Source organism: Mycobacterium shimoidei (genome assembly GCF_900417275.1).
GTDB lineage: Bacteria > Actinomycetota > Actinomycetes > Mycobacteriales > Mycobacteriaceae > Mycobacterium > Mycobacterium shimoidei.
Map to the genome: position 1 here is coordinate 3,793,329 of NZ_UEGW01000001.1, position 20,423 is coordinate 3,813,751.

Here is a 20,423-nt window from a genome sequence, read left to right on the forward strand (position 1 = left end):
TTGCATCGGGTCGGCGGGATACCGGCGGTTCGGTAAATTGTCAGTCGATCATGACTGCCCTGTCCCCGACCCGATCGGCCGTTTCGCAGCCTTCAGCCGGTGAAAGAGCCGCCGTAAGAGGAGATCGGAAGGCCGGTTTCTACCGGCACGACCTCGACGGCCTGCGCGGTGTGGCCATCACACTGGTGGCGATGTTCCACGTCTGGTTCGGTCGAGTGTCCGGAGGCGTGGACGTGTTCTTGGCACTCTCGGGGTTCTTCTTCGGCGGCAAGGTGCTTCGCACCGCACTCAACCCGGCGTCTTCGCTGTCGCTGCTTCCCGACGTGACCCGGCTGATCCGGCGGCTGCTACCGGCTCTGGTGGTGGTGCTGGCCGGCTGCGCGGTGCTGACCATCCTGATCCAGCCACAAACGCGCTGGGAAGCGTTCGCCAACCAGAGCCTGGCCAGCCTGGGCTACTACCAGAACTGGGAGCTGGCCGGCACCGTCGCCAACTACCTACGAGCCGGCGAAGCGGTCAGCCCACTGCAGCACATCTGGTCGATGTCGGTGCAGGGGCAGTTCTACATCGCCTTCTTGGTACTGGTGTTCGGAGTGGCCTACGCGGCTCGCCGACGGCTCGGGGCGCGGCTGCGAACCACGTTCATCGTTGTACTCAGCGTGTTGACCGCGGCGTCGTTCGGCTACGCAATCTTCGCCCACCAGGTCAACCAGGCAACCGCGTACTACAACAGCTTCGCCCGCGGCTGGGAGCTGCTGCTGGGCGCCTTGGCCGGTGCGCTGGTGCCGCTGATCCGCTGGCCGATGTGGCTGCGCACGGCCGTGTCAACCGTCGCGCTGGCGGCGATCCTGTCCTGCGGGGCATTCATTGACGGCGTCCGGGAATTCCCCGGCCCGTGGACGCTGGTCCCGGTCGGGGCGACCGTGCTGTTCATCCTCGCCGGCGCCAACCGCCAGGCGGACCCCAGCACCCGTGACCGGATGCCGATACCCAACCGGATTCTGGCCACCGGGCCGCTGGTGACGCTGGGAGGGATGGCGTACTCGCTGTACCTCTGGCACTGGCCGTTGTTGATCTTCTGGCTGTCCTACACCGGCCATCGGCGAGCCAACTTCTTCGAGGGCACCGCGCTGTTGCTGATTTCCGGTGTGCTGGCCTACTTCACCCTGCGCCGGGTCGAGGATCCGTTGCGCTACCGCACGACTCCCGAGACGACCCGGGAACCGGCCATTCCGTGGCGGGTACGGCTGCGCCGACCGACCATCGCACTGGGCTCGACGGTAGCGCTGTTGGGCGTGACGCTGACCGCGACCTCGTTCACCTGGCGCGAGCACGTCACCGTGCAGCGCGCCGGCGGAAAGGAGCTGAGCGGGCTCAGCTTCCGCGACTATCCGGGGGCGCGAGCGCTCACCACACACGTGCGGGTGCCGAAGCTGCGGATGCGGCCCACGGTCTTAGAAGCCGCAAAGGACTTACCGGCTTCGACCAGAGACGGCTGTATCAGTGACTTCAAGAATCCCGCGCTGATCAACTGCACGTACGGCGATCCCGAGGCGACACGCACGATCGCGCTGGCCGGCGGGTCGCATGCCGAACACTGGCTCACCGCACTCGACCTACTCGGTCGCATGCACCACTTCAAGGTGGTGACCTACCTGAAGATGGGCTGTCCACTGTCCACCGAGGAAGTCCCGATCATCATGGGCAGCAATGCGGCGTATCCGCAGTGTCATGAGTGGGTGAACAAGACAATGGCCAAGTTGATCGCCGATCACCCCGACTACGTGTTCACCACTTCGACCCGGCCATGGAACATCAAACCCGGTGATGTCATGCCCGCCACGTATATCGGCATTTGGCAGACCTTCTCCGACAACAACATTCCGGTGCTGGCCATGCGAGACACGCCATGGCTGGTCAAAGACGGCAACCCGTTCGAGCCGGCAGACTGCCTGGCCAAGGGCGGCAACGCGCAATCCTGTGGTGTCAAGCGCGCCGATGCGTTGTCCGATCGCAACCCGACACTTGATTTCGTCGAGCAGTTCCCCTTACTCAAGCCGCTGGACATGAGTGACGCGGTGTGTCGCGCGGAGATATGTCGCGCCGTAGAAGGAAATGTACTGATTTACCACGACGCTCACCATCTGTCCGCCACCTACATGCGCACCATGGCAGCCGAGCTCGGCCGCCAGATCGCCGCTGCCACCGGCTGGTGGTGACGTCCGGGGGCACGGATAAGTTGGACTAATGTCACCGAACCCGTCGGCTCGACGACCGGACAGCGGGCCGACCTTGACCAAGGTGTGGCCGGGCAACAGCTATCCGCTCGGGGCTACCTACGACGGTGGTGGAACGAACTTCGCGGTGTTCTCCGAAGTCGCCGAGCAGGTTTATCTGTGCCTGATCGACGAGAGCGGCGCCGAAACTCGTATTCGGCTTGACGAAGTCGATGGCTACGTCTGGCACGCGTACCTGCCCACCGTTTCGCCGGGGCAGCGCTACGGTTTTCGCGTACACGGGCCCTTCGACCCGGCGGCCGGGCAGCGCTGCGATCCGAGCAAGCTGTTGCTCGACCCGTACGGCAAGGCATTCGACGGCGACTTCAGATTCAGCCAGGCCCTGTTTTCCTACGATCTGAAAGCGGCCGCCGATGACCCGGCGGAAACCGGCACTCCGCCAATGGTCGATTCGCTCGGACACACGATGACCAGCGTGGTGATCAACCCGTACTTCGACTGGGCATCAGATCGGGCACCGCGCACGCCCTACCACGAAACGGTCATCTACGAAGCCCACGTCAAGGGCATGACGCAGACGCATCCTGGCATTCCCGAGGAACTGCGCGGGACGTACGCGGGTCTGGCGCACCCCGCGATCATCGATCACCTCAAGTCGCTGAATGTCACTGCGATCGAACTGATGCCCGTCCATCAGTTCCTCCACGACCAACGTCTGTTAGAGCTGGGTCTGCGAAACTACTGGGGCTACAACACTTTCGGGTTCTTCGCGCCCCACAACCAATACGCCGCCAACCGACAGGCCGGCGCCGCGGTCGCCGAGTTCAAGACCATGGTCCGCACCTTCCACGAGGCGGACATCGAGGTGATCTTGGACGTGGTCTACAACCACACCGCCGAGGGCAACCACCTGGGTCCGACGATCAATTTTCGCGGCATCGACAACACCGCGTATTACCGCCTCGAGGACGACGACCTGAGGTTCTACAAGGACTTCACCGGCACCGGCAACAGCCTCAACGCGCGCCACCCGCACACCCTGCAGCTGATCATGGATTCACTGCGGTACTGGGTGACCGAGATGCACGTCGATGGCTTCCGGTTCGACCTGGCGTCGACGCTGGCCCGGGAGTTCTACGATGTCGACCGGCTGAGCGCATTCTTTGACCTGGTTCAGCAGGATCCGGTGGTCAGCCAGGTCAAATTGATCGCCGAACCGTGGGACGTGGGCGAAGGCGGCTATCAAGTCGGGAACTTCCCAGGTTTGTGGACCGAGTGGAACGGGAAATACCGCGACACCGTGCGTGATTTCTGGCGGGGCGAACCCGCGACCCTGGGCGAGTTCGCGTCCCGGCTGACCGGGTCGTCAGACCTCTACGAAGAAACCGGACGGCGGCCCGGCGCCAGCATCAATTTCGTCGTTGCCCATGACGGCTTCACGCTGCACGACCTGGTGTCCTACAACGAGAAGCACAACGAGGCCAACGGCGAGGACAACCGCGACGGGGAAAGTTACAACCGGTCGTGGAACTGCGGCGTCGAGGGCCCCACCGACGACCCCGAGATCCTGGCCCTGCGCGCGCGGCAGATGCGCAACATCATGGGCACATTGATGGTCTCGCAGGGAACGCCGATGATCGCCCACGGCGACGAGCTGGGCCGCACCCAGCAGGGCAACAACAACGTGTATTGCCAGGATTCCGAGCTGTCGTGGATGGACTGGTCGCTGGCCGACAAGAACGCCGACCTGCTGGCCTTCACCCGCAGGGCGACGCAGCTACGCAAGGACCATCCGGTGTTTCGCCGCCGCCGCTTCTTCGAGGGCCGGCCGATGCGGCGCGGTGACGAACTCGGCGATATCGCGTGGCTGACGCCGTCCGGCCGGGAGATGACGCAGGAGGACTGGGGCAGCGGGTTGGACAAATGCGTTGCGGTGTTCCTCAACGGCGATGCCATCCACGAGCCCGATGCGCGCGGCGAACGCGTGGTTGACGACTCATTTCTGTTGTGTTTCAACGCACATGAGCATGACGTCAACTTGGTGATCCCTGACGGCGACTATGCGCAGCAATGGACCGCCGAGCTGGACACCACCGAGCCGAACGGGGCAAGTGAGCGGGTGGTCAACGCCGGTGAAACGATCACGCTACCTGCTCGCTCGTTGCTTGTATTCCGGAAGACCTTGTAACGGATGGCTTTTCCGGTACTTTCGACCTACCGGTTGCAACTGCGCGGTCCGCAAAGCGGGTTCGCGTTCACTTTCGCCGACGCCGAGGAGCTGGTGGACTACCTCGACGAACTCGGGATCTCGCACTTGTACCTTTCCCCGATCATGACCGCGGTGCACGGGTCGGCGCACGGTTACGACGTCGTCGACCCGACGATCGTCTCACCCGAACTCGGCGGCGCGCAGGGTCTGGCACGGCTGTCGGCGACGGCGCGTGAGCGCGGGTTGGGCCTGATCGTTGACGTCGTGCCCAACCACATGGGCATCGACAAACCCGAGCAGAACCCCTGGTGGTGGGACGTGCTGCGGCACGGCCGGTCGTCGCAGTACGCGCGATTCTTCGATATCGATTGGCAACTCGATTCAGATGCCGACCAAGGTCGAATCGTGCTGCCGGTGTTGGGCTCTGACGACGACATCGCCGATCTGACCGTCGACGGTGACGTGCTGCGGCTCGGCGACCTCGCGTTTCCGATCGCACCCGGTACCGGCGGCCGAAGTGGTCCGGACGTGCACGACCGCCAGCACTACCGCCTGGTCGGGTGGCGCAGCGGCGCTTGCGGTTACCGCCGATTCTTCTCCATCACATCGCTGGCCGGGCTTCGTCAAGACGACCGCAGGGTTTTCGACGCGTGGCACGCTGAAGTGGCTCGCTGGTTCGCCGACGGCCTCGTCGACGGTGTCCGTATCGACCATCCCGACGGATTATCCGACCCGGCAGGCTATTTGGAATGGTTGCGCGAGTTGACCGGACCGGATGCGTGGATCGTCATCGAAAAGATTCTCGCCGTCGACGAGGCGCTGGAGCCGACGCTTCCGGTGGCCGGCACCACCGGTTATGACGTATTGCGGGAAGTGGGCGGGCTTTTCGTGGACCCGACCGGCGCCCCGGCACTGACCGCGTTGTTCGAGTCCGCCGGTGTCGACTATCAGGCCATGCCGGCATTGTTGACGGAGCTCAAGACCGTCGCGGCCACTGACACGCTGGCCAGCGAGCTGGCGCGGCTGCGGCGCTGCATTACCGCTGCGTCCGGCGCCGATCATCCGCTGTTAGGAGATGCGGTGGCCCACTTGCTCAGCCACATCCCGGTGTACCGCAGTGACTATCGCGGACTCACCGCCACACTGCCGACGGCGCTGGCTCAAACCGAAGCCGAGGCACCGGAATTGGGCCCGCCCCTACAGCTGATCGCCGCCGCGGTGGCCACCGATCGCGAGTCAGCGGTCCGGCTGCAGCAGCTGTGTGGCGCGGTCACTGCCAAAGCAACCGAAGATTGCCTTTTCTACCGCGACGCCCGGCTGGTGTCGCTCAACGAAGTCGGTGGCGACCCGCAGCGGTTCGGCGTGGGCGCCGCGGAGTTCCATCACAGGGCCGCCGCCCGCGCCCGACTGTGGCCGCAGACGATGACCACGCTGACCACCCACGACACCAAACGCGGCGAAGACGTGCGAGCCCGCATCGGTGTGCTGTCGCAGGTGCCGTCGCTGTGGACCGAATTCGTCGCCCGCTGGGAAACCACGACACCCTCCCCTGACCCGGCAACCGGATTGTTCCTGTGGCAGAACATCTTCGGTGTTTGGCCAGTGGACGGCAAAGTCACCACAGAACTGCGTGACCGGTTGCATGCCTACACCGAGAAGGCCATCCGCGAAGCGGCCCTGCATACCAGTTGGCATGAGCCGAACCCCGAGTTCGAAGCGGCCGTGCACCGGTGGCTCGACAACGTGCTCGACGGGCCGGCCGCCGCCGAGCTGACCAGCCTGGTCAACCAGCTCCGCGCTCATATCGAAAACGATGCGCTGGGCCAGAAATTGCTGGCGTTGACCGTGCCGGGGATACCCGATGTTTATCAGGGCACCGAGCTGTGGGATGACAGTCTGGTCGATCCGGACAACCGTCGACTCGTCGACTACTCCGCGCGCAGGGCAGAGCTGAAAACGCGGAATCACCCGAAGATCCGGGTTGTACACGCGGCCCTGCGACTGCGCCGCTCCCGTCCGGACCCCTTCCTGCACGGCGGCTATCAGCCGGTGATCGCCTCCGGCGCGGCCTCCGATCATGTGGTGGCGTTTCGGCGCGGCGACGACGTACTGGTCGCGGTCAGCCGCTGGACGGTGCGCCTGCAGGACACTGGGTGGGCCGACACGGTGATACCGCTGCCGGACGGCTCATGGACGGACACGCTCAGCGGCCGCACGCACACCGGCGTGACGGCCGTCGCCGAGCTGTTCGCCGAACTTCCGGTTGCTCTGCTGGAACGCTCCGATGGCTGAATTCGCCGTCTGGGCACCCAAACCCGCGCAGGTGCGTCTGGACGTCGAGGGCGCGGTGTACCCGATGACACGGGCCGATGACGGCTGGTGGCAGGCCAGTGTCGAGGCAGCGCCCGATGCCCGCTACGGATATCTGCTCGACGACGACCCACAGGTGCTGCCCGATCCACGGTCGCCCCGTCAGCCGGACGGCGTGCACGCCCGCTCGCAACTCTGGGACGCCGCGGCGGTGAACTGGAGCGACGGCGCCTGGGCAGGCCGATCGGTCGACGGCGCGGTGATCTACGAACTACATGTCGGAACGTTCACGGCGGAAGGCACTTTCCACGCCGCCGCCGAAAAGCTGGACTACCTGGTCGATCTCGGCGTGGACTTCGTGGAGCTGATGCCGGTCAACGCCTTCTCCGGAACACAGGGCTGGGGATACGACGGCGTGCTGTGGTACGCGGTGCATGAGCCCTACGGAGGCCCAGATGGGCTGGTGCGCTTCGTCGATGCCTGCCATGGCCGTGGTCTGGGGGTGCTGATCGATGCGGTCTTCAATCACTTGGGGCCGTCGGGCAATTATCTGCCCCGCTTCGGGCCGTATCTGTCGTCGGCCAGCAACCCGTGGGGTGAGGGCATCAACATCGCCGACGCCGATTCCGACGAGGTACGCCGCTACATCATCGACTGCGCGCTGCGCTGGATGCGTGACTTCCATGCCGACGGCCTGCGGCTGGACGCCGTTCACGCGCTGGTGGACACCACCGCCATCCACATCCTCGAGGAGTTGGCGGCCGAAACCGACATGCTTGCCGCACAACTGGGCCGTCCGCTGTCTCTGGTCGCCGAAAGCGACCGCAACGATCCGCGGCTGATCACTCGCCGTGAGGACGGCGGCTACGGGATCACCGCGCAGTGGGACGACGACATCCATCACGCCATCCACGCCGCGGTTTCCGGCGAGCAGCAGGGCTACTACGCCGATTTCGGGTCGATGGCCGCGCTGGCCAAGACCTTGCGCAACGGCTTTTTCCATGCCGCTACCTATTCGTCGTTTCGGCGGCGTCGCCACGGCCGACCGCTGAACACCGCGCAGATCCCCGCCACCCGGCTGTTGGCCTACACCTGTACCCATGACCAGGTCGGCAACCGCGCCCTCGGGGACCGCCCGTCGCAAAACCTCACTTTCGGCCAGCTCGCGGTCAAGGCCGCTCTGGTGTTGTTATCTCCTTATACAACAATGCTTTTCATGGGAGAGGAATGGGGATCGACGCGTCCGTTCCAGTTCTTCAGCTCGCACCCGGAAGCCGAACTCGCCCGGGCCACCGCTGAGGGCCGCAAACGCGAGTTCGCCGAACACGGCTGGGAGGCCGCGGAGATTCCCGACCCGCAGGACCCGCAGACCTTCCAGCGTTCCAAGCTGGACTGGGACGAAACCGAAAGCGGCGATCATGCCGCGTTGCTTGATCTTTACCGCGATCTGATTGCGCTGCGCCGCACCGAGCCCGACCTCGCCGACCCCTGGCTAGAGCACCTGAGTGTCGACTACGACGAGGACCAACGGTGGATCATCGTGCACCGCGGACGATTGAGGCTTGTCTGCAACCTGAGCGCACAAACGGTATCGGTACCGGTGCACGGTGAGCTCATGTTGTCGTGGGGATCGCCGACGCTGGCCGCCGACAACGTTGCGTTAGAAGGTTACTCGTTTGCCGTGCTGCGCACCTGATCACGCCGACCGGTCACCGGCGCCCGCCTGACCGGCGCGGGCTCGCTGCAGGCTGATCCACAATGATCCGACCGCCATGACAGCGCTGGCCCAGGCCGCGCCCAACAGCCAGCCGGCCAGCACGTCGCTGACGTAATGCACCCCCAGGTAGACACGCGAGAACCCCATCAGCGCAGCCACACCTACCGCTGCGGTCCACACCACCACTCGCCCGGTCCACCCGGTGATCAGCCAACTGGTCAGCAGCCACGCGGTTATGCCCACGCCCCCGGCGATGCCGGCGGCGTGGCCCGAGGGAAAGGAAAATCCGTCCACCGAGATCACCGCGAACGGTATCGGTGGGCGGTCGCGGGTCACCAAGGCCTTGACCGTGAAGAGCATCACCGCGATCCCGACGCCACCCACCAGGGCGAACACCACGGGTGCCCAGGATCGCGACCGCCGCGCGGCGACGACGATGGTCAGAACCGCCACTGCAGCCAGCACCACAACACCGGGCGGCCCGCAGACCACTTTCATGGTTGCGGTCAGCCACAGGTCACGGTGGGTTGCCAGCCACCGCACGGTTGGCTGGTCGATCCCGGCAACGCCCTCACCTGCGAGCACGTCCTCGAGCACCTCGGAAAAAGCGACCGCCAGCGTCACGACCACGGACAACCCCGCGAGCAGAGCAACACCCACGACTTCGTAGGCCGGGAACCGGCGGACTACGGGCAACACCCTGGCTTCGAGCTGCTCACGGGCCCATGTCTCCGCCCGTCGGACCACGGCAACCTCGCGCGCCCGCGCTACGAGCGTGGGCACCAGCTGCTGGGACCGAGCGACCCAGATTGCCGCCAATGCCAGCAGCACCAGCAACAGCACGACCCCGGCGCTGACCAGGCCGAAACCCGGCGTACCGGATCCGTACTGTGTCATGACCAAAATCCAACCATGTCGCGGGCCGCGGTGCCGGGACCGCGCGCGGCGCTGACTCTGGCTACAAGAGGTAGCGGTAGGCCGGCGAGCCGGGTTCGAGTGCTTCGACGTGGATTTCGGTGGCTCGCATCCGGGCCAACAGGCCGTCGAGATCGGCAGCCGACCCCAACTCGATCCCGACCAACGCCTCACCGGTTTCGCGGTTGTTGCGCTTGACGTACTCGAACAGCGTGATGTCGTCATTCGGCCCGAGCACGTCGTCGAGGAATCGCCGCAGCGCGCCCGGCTCCTGGGGGAAGTCCACCAGGAAGTAGTGCTTGAGGCCCAGATGCACCAGCGAACGCTCGAGCACCTCGCCGTAGCGTGACACGTCGTTGTTGCCACCCGAGATCAGGCACACGACAACCGAACCCGGCTCGATCTCGGTTTCCAGTAGACCCGCAACCGACAGCGCGCCGGCCGGTTCGGCGATGATGCCCTCCTGTTGATACAGGTCGAGCATCGCGGTGCAGACGGCACCCTCGTCGACCGCGGTCATGGATACCATGTCGCCCGCCGCGGCCAGGGCGGCGTAGGTGTGGCTCCCGGCCCGATTCACCGCCGCGCCGTCGACGAACTGATCCACGTGGTCCAGGGTCACCGGCCCGCCGGCAGCCAGCGCGGCCATCATCGACGCCGCGCCCGCCGGTTCGACACCGAGCACCGACGTGTTGGTCGTGCGCTCCGCCAGGTAGGTGGTGATGCCTGCGATGCAGCCACCGCCACCCACCGGGACCACCACCAGATCCGGCTCGCCGTCGAGCTGATTGAGCAATTCGACCGCGATCGTCCCCTGACCGGCGATCGTCCTCGGGTCGTCGAACGGCGGGACAAGGGTGGCACCGGTTCGCGCCACGTCGTCGAGCGCCGCCGCGGCTGCCATGTCGTAGGTCGTCCCGCCCACGATCAAATCGATGAACTCGCCGCCGTGATAACGGATCCGGTCACGTTTTTGCTTGGGCGTCTTGGCCGGCACGTAGACCCGACCGCGAATCCCCAACGCCCGGCACGCGAACGCAAAGCCCTGCGCGTGGTTGCCCGCCGACGAGCACACCACGCCCGCGGCGGTTTCCTCCTCGGACAGCTGTACCAACAGGTTGTAGGCACCGCGCAACTTGTAGGAGCGAACCGCCTGCAGGTCTTCGCGTTTGAGATAGACAGTGGCCCCGGTGGCCGCCGACAACCGGTCACAGGGCTGCAGCGGCGTGGGTATGACCACGTCGGCGATTCGCTCGGCCGCCGCGTCGATATCGGCCGCGGTCAGCGGTCCCGCTGCCGGGCCGGCCGGCGTTCGAGTTGATTCGGCGGACACCCGGTCAATGGTGCCATTCAGCAGGGCAGTTCAGCGCACAGGGGTCAGTACAAAGACCGGAATTTGCCGGTCCGTCTTCTTCTGATATTCGGCGTAGTCCGGCCAGACGGCGACGGCACGCTCCCACCAGATGGCCTTCTCGTCGCCGAAAACCTCGCGAGCCTCGTACTCGCCGGTGACCGGCCCGTCCTGCAGTTCCACCCGGGGATTCTTCTTGACGTTGTAGTACCAGACCGGGTTCTTCGGAGCCCCACCGAGCGAGGCCACGATCGCATATTCACCGTCATGCTCGACGCGCATCAGCGGGGTTTTGCGAAGCTTGCCGGTCTTGGCTCCGACGGTGGTCAGCAAAATGACGGGTTTGCCCTGAAGCTCGGTACCGTCTGTTCCGCCGGACTCGATGTACTTCTCGGCTTGTTCGCGGGACCAATCGACGGGGCTGGGGGCGTATTCACCTGATAGCGGCATGCCACAACCTTAACGGGCGCCGGCCGGACGTCTGCCGCGGCCATTTTCGGCTACCCGAAAAAATATGTGCACCGTATCCTGAAAGTTGTGACGGCACCGCGACATCTGCATTTGCCGGCCGGTTTCACCGGTCCGTTCAACGGCACGGTTCTGGTCGCCGGTGTGCCCTGGCCCCGCTACAAACTGGTCGCGCTGCTTGCGGGTCTGGCCACGATACTGGTCGTGGTGGTGCTCACCGCCAGCGCGGCGGCGTCGGTGCTGGCCGCCGCGGGCGTTGCCAGCGTCCTCGGGCTACTGCTCAGGACGCTGTCGCAGTCTGGTCAATGACCGGCGCGGAGTGAATGCCGCAGGTACAGGCGTCGATCGACGGGCAGGTGCACTGCATCCCCCATTCGATGACGGCGCGGGCTTGGGCCAACTCCGCCATCCGTGCGTCGATTTCGGCGAGCTTGGCTTCGGCCAGCGCACGACTCGCCGGACGTCCCGGTGCATCGTCGGCGAACAACACTTGAATCTCATCGAGGGTGAATCCGGCGGCTTTGCACAACCGGATCACCTTCAGCCGGGCGAGCACCGCCTCGCCGTAACGGCGCTGACCTCCCACCCGCGCGGGCGGCGGTAGCAGGCCGACCTGCTCGTAGTAGCGCAATGTGGTCGCCGCGACGGCGGCTTGGCGCGCAACCTCCCCGATCGTCAGTCCGGCGGCCATCGGCGCCTCCTCGAATCCCACGGGTTGACTTAGAGCCAACTCTAAATCGTTCACTGTCCCCATGCACACCAACACCCTCGACGACTTGCGGAACGCGCGGTTCGCCCTGCTTACGACGTTTCGCCGGGACGGTACAGGCGTGGACACCCCGATTTGGTTCACGCTGGACGGCGATCAGGCGCTGTTTCGAACCAAGGTGGGACCCAAGACCCGCCGATTAGCGGCACGCCCCGACGTCTTGCTCACTGCGTGCGATTACCGGGGCCGGATTCGTGCGGGCGCGACGCCGGTGGCCGGCCGTGCCACCCTCTTGGCGGGCGCCGAGGCCGAGGACGGTAACCGGATGCTGCACCGGCGGTACGGCTGGCAGTGGAATGTCGTGCCGATGCTCAAGATCCCAGGCGTCACCAATGTTCACCGGGAACTAGGTATCGCCGAAAAGCTGCGCCGCGTTCGGCATCGCGCCGTGTGGCCCGATAGCGTCATCGTGCGGGTGGACTTGTCGGTTGGCTGACCCCGTTGGCTCCCCCAGCCTTGCCAAGTGCTGCGGCGCCGTGACGGGTTTCGTGTGGGGCCTGGTGACCGCGACGGCCGGACCGCCGGTTTCTCGACAACATCGTCGATGCCGGACTCCCCCAACCGCGGGGTGTCGTGCGGGCTACGGCACTGCCTCAGGTACCGCGCTCGGTACCAACGGCCGCGATCGTGGAGGGGATGTTTGCTCCTCGGCGCGTGCACAACTCGTTGACTTCGTTCGTCATCACACATCCGACGGCCAGGTTCATCGTCGACCCCGCTGTATGCATGGATGCCGAGCGTCGGCGATCGCCCAAATCCCCGGGGCGTTTTAGGCCGTCCCCCACACAAAATCGCCGGGATCGAAATCCATCTGGGCGAACATGTCGGCCGGGACCAGGTACTCGGGCACCTCGGGGATCCATCCGTGGAACAGGCTGTTGTAAAGGAACTGCGGGTCGGCGTCACCGATTTGGATGAAGTCCGCCGACGTGCCGTTGACGGTGTCGATCACCGCTGTGTTGGTGAAATCCCCGATGGTGATGACCTGGTAGGTCAGTTCATGCCCGTGCACCACCACGTCGTCGAGCGTCAGGATCTGAACGTCGCCGTCGAGCATGCTGAAGTCGTAGACCGAGGCCCCCGACATATCCGCGAACCCTCCCAGGTCGGGGTCGCTGCCCTCGATGGCCGGGGTGAAATCGCCGTACTCGTAATGCCACACCGAATACATGGGCGTCCAGGTGTCTTCGGCGGTGATCTGATAGCTCCCGAGTTCGACCGTCTCACCACCTTGGGTCAATACGACGGTGTAGGGCTGTGTCCCTTGCCAATCGGTGACCAACGGACGCATGCCGCTGTACTCCCAATTGGCCAGGTAGCCCGGGTCTTGAACCATGCATATCGCGCCGTCGCAGGTCTGATACAGGTCCTCGTAGGTGGCCTCGGCATGGGCGGCAGGCTTCGGCAGGAACAGGACGGCCAGCAATGCGGCGGCGGCCGCGCCGAGAACGGACAACACACGGTGCGGGTTCGGCATTGAATTTCCCAATCGCTCGCGTCAATTAACGTCCGAGTTTCAGACGTTACAGGAGTGACGGCGTGTCGTTATCGGGATTCAAGTAAATTGTGATATTGAATTTTGGGTCTGGCATCGCCCAGCCGACCAGAACCCGTGTTACAGCTGTTAACGGTGAAGCCGTGAGCTCCAGATATTACACCCGCGTCAATGCGTCTGTAGCCACAGTTCTCAGCCTCCCAGGCAGCCCGGGCCCAGAAGTGCCTTGAGATCGCCCATCAGCGCCGGCGACGGCGTAACCCGCAACGAGGAATCCAGTTCCAGGGTGGTGATCCGGTCCCCACTGATCAGCCGCAGATGTACCTGCGACGTGCCCGGGTGGCGCGCCAGCACCTGTTTGAGCGCGCTGACCTTGTCGATCGTGCACTGCCGGGTAGGTAGGCTCACCGCCAGCGGCCGGTCCACCTGCGCACCGGAAAAGTCCGGCACCGCAAGGTCATTGGCGATCAAGCACACCCTGTCGTCGGAAATCTTCACCCGCGCGTTGATCAGCACCACTGCGTCATCGACGATATCCGCGCCGAAAGCGGAATAGGTCTGCGGGAAGAACATCACCTCGATACCGCCGGTCAAGTCTTCCAATTGCGCTGACGCCCAGGGCATTCCGTTCTTGTTCACTCGGCGGTTGACAGACGCGAGGATCCCGCCGACTCGCACCGCGGTGTCGTTGGGGATGTCGCCGTCGAGCACCGCCGGGATGGCCGTGTCGACCTGGGTCGCCAGCAGGTGCGCCACGCCTTTGAGTGGATGGCCCGACACGTACAGGCCGAGCATCTCGCGTTCGAGCGCCAGCTTGTGTTTGTCGTCCCACTCTTCATCGGGCACCTTGATGGTGAACACGGCGTCGGCGCCCGCGTCCGCGCCGCCGAACAGATCGAACTGGCCCATCGCCTCGGCCTTTTTGGTGCCCAGCACCGCATCGACAGCGTCGGTGTGCACCAAGAACAGGCCTTTCCGGGGGTGGTTCAACGAGTCGAACGCTCCGGCTTTGATCAACGACTCGGTGACCTTCTTGTTGCAGGCCGCGATGTCGATCTTGTTCAGATAGTCGGAGAAGTCGGTGAACTTGCCCTTCTCGGTGCGGGTGTTCAGCAGCGACGCAACGACATTGGCGCCGACGTTACGTACCGCGCCAAGTCCGTAGCGGATGTCGGTGCCGACCGAGGCGAAGTTCAAGCCGGATTCGTTGACGTCCGGCGGCAGCACCGTGATGCCCAGTTTGCGGCAGTCGGCCAGGTAGACCGCGGCCTTGTCCTTGTCATCGCCGACCGAGGTGAGCAGCCCCGCCATGTATTCGGCGGGATAGTTGGCCTTGAGGTACGCCGTCCAGTAAGACACCATCGCGTATCCGGCGGCATGCGACTTGTTGAACGCGTAGTCCGCGAACGGCAGGATGGTGTCCCACAGCGCTTTGATGGCGCCTGCCGAAAACCCGTTGGCTTTCATGCCATCTGAGAAGCCCTCGAACTCTTTCTCCAGTACCTCGCGCTTCTTCTTGCCCATCGCCTTGCGCAGAATGTCTGCTCTGGCGAGCGAGTAGCTGGCTACCTTCTGCGCGATGAGCATGATCTGCTCTTGGTAGACGATGAGGCCGTAAGTCTCGGCGAGGATCTCGCGCAGTGGTTCCTCGAGCTCGGGGTGAATGGGCTTGATCGCCTGGCGCCCGTTCTTGCGGTCGGCGTAGTCGCTGTGGGCGTTCATGCCCATCGGTCCGGGCCGGTACAGCGCGATGACGGCGACGACGTCCTCGAAGCGCGTTGGCTGCATGCGGCGCAGCAGGTCGCGCATCGGCCCGCCGTCGAGCTGGAACACCCCCAACGTGTCGCCGCGACCCAACAGGTCGTAGGTGGCTTTGTCGTCCAGTGGGACGGATTCCAGATCGAGGTCGATTCCCCGGTTCGCTCTGATGTTCTCGATGGCGTCACCGATGATCGTCAGGTTGCGCAGCCCGAGGAAATCCATTTTCAGCAGGCCGATCGCCTCACAGGCGGGGTAATCCCAGCCGGTGATGATCGCGCCGTCCTGCGGCCGCTTCCACAGCGGAATCGCCTCGACCAGCGGTTCGCTGCTCATGATCACCGCGCAGGCATGCACGCCCGCGTTACGGATCAGGCCTTCCAGCCCGCGAGCGGTCTCGTAAATGGTCCGCACATCAGGATCGGTGTCGATCAGGCCGCGAACCTCGGCGGCTTCCTTGTAGCGCTCGTGGCTGGGGTCGGTGATGCCGGCCAACGGGATGTCTTTGGCCATAATCGCCGGCGGAAGCGCCTTGGTGATCCGGTCGGCGATCGCGAAGCCGGGCTGACCGTAATGGATTCGAGCCGAATCCTTCAGCGCCGCTTTGGTTTTGATGGTGCCGAAGGTGATGACCTGCGCGACGCGGTCGTGTCCCCACTTCTCGGCGGCGTAGCGCACCATCTCACCGCGGCGGCGGTCGTCGAAGTCGATGTCGATGTCGGGCATCGAGGTCCGCTCGGGGTTGAGGAATCGTTCGAAGAGCAACCCGTGCGGAATGGGGTCGATATCGGTGATGCCAAGCGCATAGGCAACAAGCGAGCCGGCCGCCGACCCGCGGCCCGGCCCGACCCTGATGTCCACCGATCGCGCATAGTTGACCAGGTCCGCGACGATCAGGAAGTAGGACGGGAATCCCTTCTCGCAGATGACCTCGATCTCGTAGGCGGCCCGCTGCGCGTAGCCGTCGGGCAGCCCATCCGGGAAGCGTCGCCGCAGCCCGGCATCGACCTCGTGGCGCAGCCAGGACGCCTGGTCATGCCCGTCGGGCACCGGGAAGACCGGCATCCGGTTCCGCGGCTCCCACACCTCGGCGTAGGAGCCCACCCGCTCGGCGATCAGCAGCGTGGCGTCGCACGCACCGGGAACCTGGTCGTCCCAGATCGCCCGCATCTCGGCCGCGGACTTCAGGTAGTAGCCGTCGCCGTCGAATTTGAACCGGGTGGGATCCGAAAGCGTCTTGCCCGTTTGCACGCACAGCAGCGCCTCGTGGTTGTGCGCGGCGTCGCGGGTGACGTAGTGGCAGTCGTTGGTGGCCAGCGGCGGTATACCCAAGGCGCGGCCGATTTCCAGCAGCCCGTCACGAACCCGCCGCTCGATGGGCAGTCCGTGATCCATCAGTTCCAGGAAGTAGTTGTCGGCCCCGAAGATCTCCCGCCACTTGGCGGCGGCCTCCAGCGCTTCGCGGTGTTGGCCGAGCCGCAGCCGGGTCTGCACCTCGCCGGAAGGACAGCCGGTGGTGGCGATGATCCCGCCGGCGTGCTCGGCGATCAACTCGGCGTCCATCCGCGACCACTTGCTCAGTTGACCCTCGAACGAGGCCAGCGAGGACAGCTTGAACAGGTTGCGCAGGCCGGTGGCGTTCTCCGCGACCATGGTCAGGTGGGTATACGACCCGCCGCCGGACACATCATCGCTCTTCTGGCCCGGATCGCCCCACAACATACGGCGGGTGTCAAAACGGGAGCCGGGCGCCACGTAGGCCTCGACGCCGATGATCGGCTTGATCCCGGCGGCGCTGGCCGAGTTGTAGAACTCGCTGGCGCCGAACATGTTTCCGTGATCGGTCATCCCGATCGCAGGCATCTCCAGCCGCTGTGCCTCGGCCAGCATCGGGGCGATCTTCGCAGCACCGTCCAGCATCGAGTACTCGGTGTGGTTGTGCAGGTGCACGAAGGACGCGCGATTAGCGCTGGCGCCAAGAGCGGACGGATCAGTCATAGAGACGCCAGTCTATGACCGCACACCGACACCTTCGGGCGTGTCGCGAAGCGTGTCTTGCGCCGTCACCGCGCGATGCGACGTCAAACTGGGAGCCAGCGATCTCACCAGCGCTGTGGGACCGGGAATTGGTCGTTATCCCGTTTTCGCCGCCGGCAGGTAGTGCACGGTGCCGCCCACCTCTTCGGTCCCCGATTCCGCGTCCGGCTCCGGTTGCTCTGCTCGCCCGGACGGTGAGCGCCGCCGCCGCCGTGAGCGCGCTGGCCACCAGTTTGCGTCTCCGATCAGCACAGCGGTCGCGGGCACGGTGATGGTGCGGACCAAGAAGGTGTCCAGCAGAAGGCCGGTCCCGATGATGAACCCTGCCTGTACCAGCGTGCTGATGCTGGCGAACAGTAGACCGAACATCGAGGCGGCGAAGATGACACCGGCCGCAGTGATCACTCCGCCGGTCTGACCGACCGTGCGGATCACCCCGGAGCGCACGCCGTGCGGAGACTCGTCCCGAAGTCTGGAAATGAGCAGCAAGTTGTAATCCGCACCCATCGCGACCAACACGATGAAAGTCAGTCCGGGCACGCTGAACGTCAATTCCTGGTGGAGCAGGAATTGGAACACGATAACCCCGACACCCAATGCGGACAGGTACGAGATCACCACCGAGACGATGAGGTAGACCGGCGCTACCACGGCGCGCAGTAACGCGACCAAAATCAGGAAGACAATCAAAATAGTCATGGCGACGATGAGCCGGATGTCTTGGTTGTAGTACCCGCGGGTGTCGCGCAGCATCGCGGTGACTCCGGCTACCGATATCGAAGCGTCCGTCAGCACGGTATTCGGTTGGGTCCCGTGGGCGGTCTCGACGATGGTGTGAATCTGGTTCATGGCTTCGGTGCTGAACGGGTTCAGTTTGGTTTGAATCGCATATCGCGCCGTGTGCCCGTCGGGCGAGATGAACGACGTGAGCGCACCGGTCAGGCCTCCCCCGATATGGGTGGTCTGGTTGATCAGCGCCTGTACACCGTCGATGAGTTCGCGAACCGCGTCAGCGTAGGTATGGACAACGCGGGGCGGGCCGGCCGGGCGGTTCTGCAGGCCGCGCGGATCGTCGACACCCAGTGACCGCAGGGTGGCGGCGGCGTCATCGAGAATTTGGCGCACGCTCTGCATCGCCGCCTCGATGCTGTCTGCATCCGGCAGCGCTTGCAGCTGGTCAGCGAAACCCGCCAGCTTTTGGAGCGCTCCGCCATCGTTGGCGGTGCTGGCGGTGACGTCAAGCACGGTCACCGGCGCGGCGTTGAGGCTGCTGGCGATGTCCGCAATGTCGACGGACAACGCGAACCCCAGCCCGCGCACAGTGTTGACGAACGTGGCCGCGTCGTCGGATTGACCGGCCGTGCTTTGTCCTTCGCCAGCCGTCGTATCTTCGTCGTCTTCCGCGTCCTCTTCCCCGAGCGCCGGGAATTCATCCTCGGCGATCGCCGGGATTTGTTCGTCCGCTCCGCCTTCCATATTGGCCAGGGGATACAGCATGGCTGCGACGTTGGGAAAGGTGTCCCCCAGCTCGCCGTTTGATTCTTCCTGGTTGTCTTGCACAGCCGGGGTATCCCCGGACGGGACGTTTGCCGCTTCGCCAACCACCCCACTTGCATCCGCCGAGGCACCCTGATTGCGCGGTTTCGCGGTCACTGGAGGCGCGCCGCGGATCGCCGCGACATCGGGCAGCTGGCTTACCCGCTTCACCATCTGCTTGAGGTCGGCAAAGGCCGCTGCTTCCCGCAGGTCGCGCGGTGAGTGGACGACGAGGTACTCGGGGATCGTCGCGTTCAACGGAAAATGTTGGGTCAGTTTGGCGTATCCGACGGCGCTCTCGACGGATTTCGGCAGCGTTTTGCTGTCGTCGTAGTTGTAGTTCGCCAGAGTCGCGGAGCCGGCCAGAATGATCAACACCGTGAGGCTGACAACCAGATGCGTTGCGGGCCAACGCACAATACGTATCCCGGAACGCCGCCAAAAGCGTGTGGTGAGGTCACGGCGCGGCATGATCCAGCCACGAGGCCCGGCAAGGACGAGCAGAGCCGGCAGGAAAGTCACTGCGGCGAGAAACGCCACCGCGATCGAGATGGCCAGTGCCGGCCCGACTGTTCTGAAGCCGCCCAAATTGGTGAAGACCATCCCGAGGAAGGTGACCGACACGGTGGCCGCGGAGCCAGCGATCACTTTGCCGATGGACATCAACGCCTTCATGACGGCTTGATCCGAATCCACGCCGAGCCGCAGATAGTCGTGGTAACGGCTGATGAGAAAGACGGCGTAGTCAATTCCGGCGCCGGCCATCATCGTCGTCATCAACGTGATGGTCTGACTGGTGATACCCAGCCCAAGCTGGGCGACTCCGGCCACAATGGCCTGCGCGGTCACCACCGATACGCCGATTGTTATCAACGGCAACATCATGGTGACGGGGTTGCGGTAAACGACGAACAGGATGATGAGCACCATGAGGACGACGGCGGTCTCGATCACATGCATATCGCGCACGCCGATGTAATTGAGATCGTCGCCGGTGGCCGCGGGGCCGGTGAGGTTTGCCGTCAGCGTTGATCCGGCGACGGTGTTCCTGACGATCTCGGCGACCCGGGTGTAGGCGTCGTGCAACTCAGGTGAGCCCACCCCACCGGCGAGCACCATGGGCAGGTACCAGGCTTGATGGTCCTTGCTGGTCATCACCTCGCGCAGGGCCGGGGCGTTGACGAAGTCCTGCAGCATAACGATGTCTTTGGTGTCGCGCCGCAGCTTGTCGGCCAGGGCCCGGTAGGTGACCTCGTCGGAGGGCCCCAAGCCCTTCTCGTTGGTCAAAAGGACCAGTAGGACGTTTTCGTTTTCTGACCCCGATTGGTGGAATGCCTCGGTTATCTGCTTGGTCGTGACCGTCACCGGGGCGTCCGGCGGCAAGATTGCGACCGGCCGTTCGCGGGCCATCTGTGTCAGCGACGGGAACGTCACCGTCAAAACGGCGGCGAGGGCAACCCACAACCCGATGGCAACCAGTGGCCACCGCACGATGAATAGGCTTAGCCGACCGAAGAGGCCGGTAGGTTCGGCCGCACCGGTGTCGGCGTCAGCCCCCCGCAACATTTGGACAGGTTACCGGCAATTTGGCAGATCGGTAGGGGTTTGCTGATCGCGGATT

13 protein-coding genes are annotated in these 20,423 nt (G+C 64.6%); 6 read left to right on the top strand and 7 right to left on the bottom strand.

Translation table 11 applies throughout. The features are described 5' to 3' along the window. Positions 1–50: 50 nt before the first annotated feature. Genes MSP7336_RS18315 through treZ form a run of 4 tightly spaced genes read left to right on the top strand, consistent with a single transcriptional unit; the run spans position 51 to position 8,452 of the window. Positions 51–2,219: an acyltransferase family protein gene (locus MSP7336_RS18315; protein WP_113964283.1), complete on the top strand. Its 2,169-nt coding sequence runs from the start codon at positions 51–53 to the stop codon at positions 2,217–2,219. Between the two features lie 28 nt (positions 2,220–2,247). Continuing rightward, entirely contained in the window at positions 2,248–4,425 is a 2,178-nt protein-coding gene (glgX, locus tag MSP7336_RS18320; protein WP_113964284.1) for a glycogen debranching protein GlgX, read from the top strand. Positions 4,426–4,428: 3 nt separating this feature from the next. After that, complete coding sequence (gene treY / locus MSP7336_RS18325) at positions 4,429–6,738, top strand: malto-oligosyltrehalose synthase (RefSeq protein ID WP_113964285.1); 2,310 nt, start codon at positions 4,429–4,431, stop codon at positions 6,736–6,738. Next, a complete protein-coding gene (treZ, locus tag MSP7336_RS18330) occupies positions 6,731–8,452 on the top strand; it encodes a malto-oligosyltrehalose trehalohydrolase (RefSeq protein WP_113964286.1) in 1,722 nt (573 codons plus the stop codon). Before treY ends, treZ begins: the two co-directional genes overlap by 8 nt. Here the strand turns inward: treZ and MSP7336_RS18335 are convergent, their stop codons facing one another. From MSP7336_RS18335 to MSP7336_RS18345, 3 genes are all read right to left on the bottom strand, one after another. Beyond that, entirely contained in the window at positions 8,453–9,370 is a 918-nt protein-coding gene (locus MSP7336_RS18335; RefSeq protein WP_084226506.1) for a phosphatase PAP2 family protein, read from the bottom strand. A 61-nt stretch (positions 9,371–9,431) separates the two neighbouring features. Then, positions 9,432–10,721, bottom strand: coding sequence for a threonine ammonia-lyase IlvA (ilvA, locus tag MSP7336_RS18340; protein WP_069396830.1), 1,290 nt, complete (start codon positions 10,719–10,721; stop codon positions 9,432–9,434). 30 nt (positions 10,722–10,751) lie between these two features. Beyond that, a complete protein-coding gene (locus tag MSP7336_RS18345) occupies positions 10,752–11,189 on the bottom strand; it encodes a nitroreductase family deazaflavin-dependent oxidoreductase (RefSeq protein WP_069396831.1) in 438 nt (145 codons plus the stop codon). Between the two features lie 87 nt (positions 11,190–11,276). On the opposite strand from MSP7336_RS18345, the gene MSP7336_RS18350 reads away from it, so the two are divergent. Then, on the top strand, positions 11,277–11,516 hold the full coding sequence (locus tag MSP7336_RS18350) for a hypothetical protein (RefSeq protein ID WP_232321061.1): 240 nt from the start codon (positions 11,277–11,279) through the stop codon (positions 11,514–11,516). Here MSP7336_RS18350 and MSP7336_RS18355 read toward each other — a convergent pair. Next, entirely contained in the window at positions 11,488–11,898 is a 411-nt protein-coding gene (locus tag MSP7336_RS18355; RefSeq protein WP_069396866.1) for a MerR family transcriptional regulator, read from the bottom strand. The genes MSP7336_RS18350 and MSP7336_RS18355 overlap by 29 nt on opposite strands. A 61-nt stretch (positions 11,899–11,959) precedes the next feature. Here MSP7336_RS18355 and MSP7336_RS18360 point away from each other — a divergent pair, with 61 nt between their 5' ends. Further along, a complete protein-coding gene (locus MSP7336_RS18360) occupies positions 11,960–12,412 on the top strand; it encodes a PPOX class F420-dependent oxidoreductase (protein ID WP_069396832.1) in 453 nt (150 codons plus the stop codon). Between the two features lie 333 nt (positions 12,413–12,745). On the opposite strand, the gene MSP7336_RS18365 is transcribed toward MSP7336_RS18360, so the two are convergent. The 3 genes from MSP7336_RS18365 to MSP7336_RS18375 form a co-directional block, all read right to left on the bottom strand. Further along, positions 12,746–13,453, bottom strand: coding sequence for a hypothetical protein (locus MSP7336_RS18365; protein ID WP_113964287.1), 708 nt, complete (start codon positions 13,451–13,453; stop codon positions 12,746–12,748). A gap of 210 nt (positions 13,454–13,663) precedes the next feature. After that, positions 13,664–17,227, bottom strand: coding sequence for a DNA polymerase III subunit alpha (gene dnaE, locus MSP7336_RS18370; protein ID WP_113964288.1), 3,564 nt, complete (start codon positions 17,225–17,227; stop codon positions 13,664–13,666). 135 nt (positions 17,228–17,362) lie between these two features. Beyond that, a complete protein-coding gene (locus MSP7336_RS18375; RefSeq protein ID WP_069396835.1) occupies positions 17,363–20,368 on the bottom strand; it encodes an MMPL/RND family transporter in 3,006 nt (1,001 codons plus the stop codon). Positions 20,369–20,423: the final 55 nt, after the last annotated feature.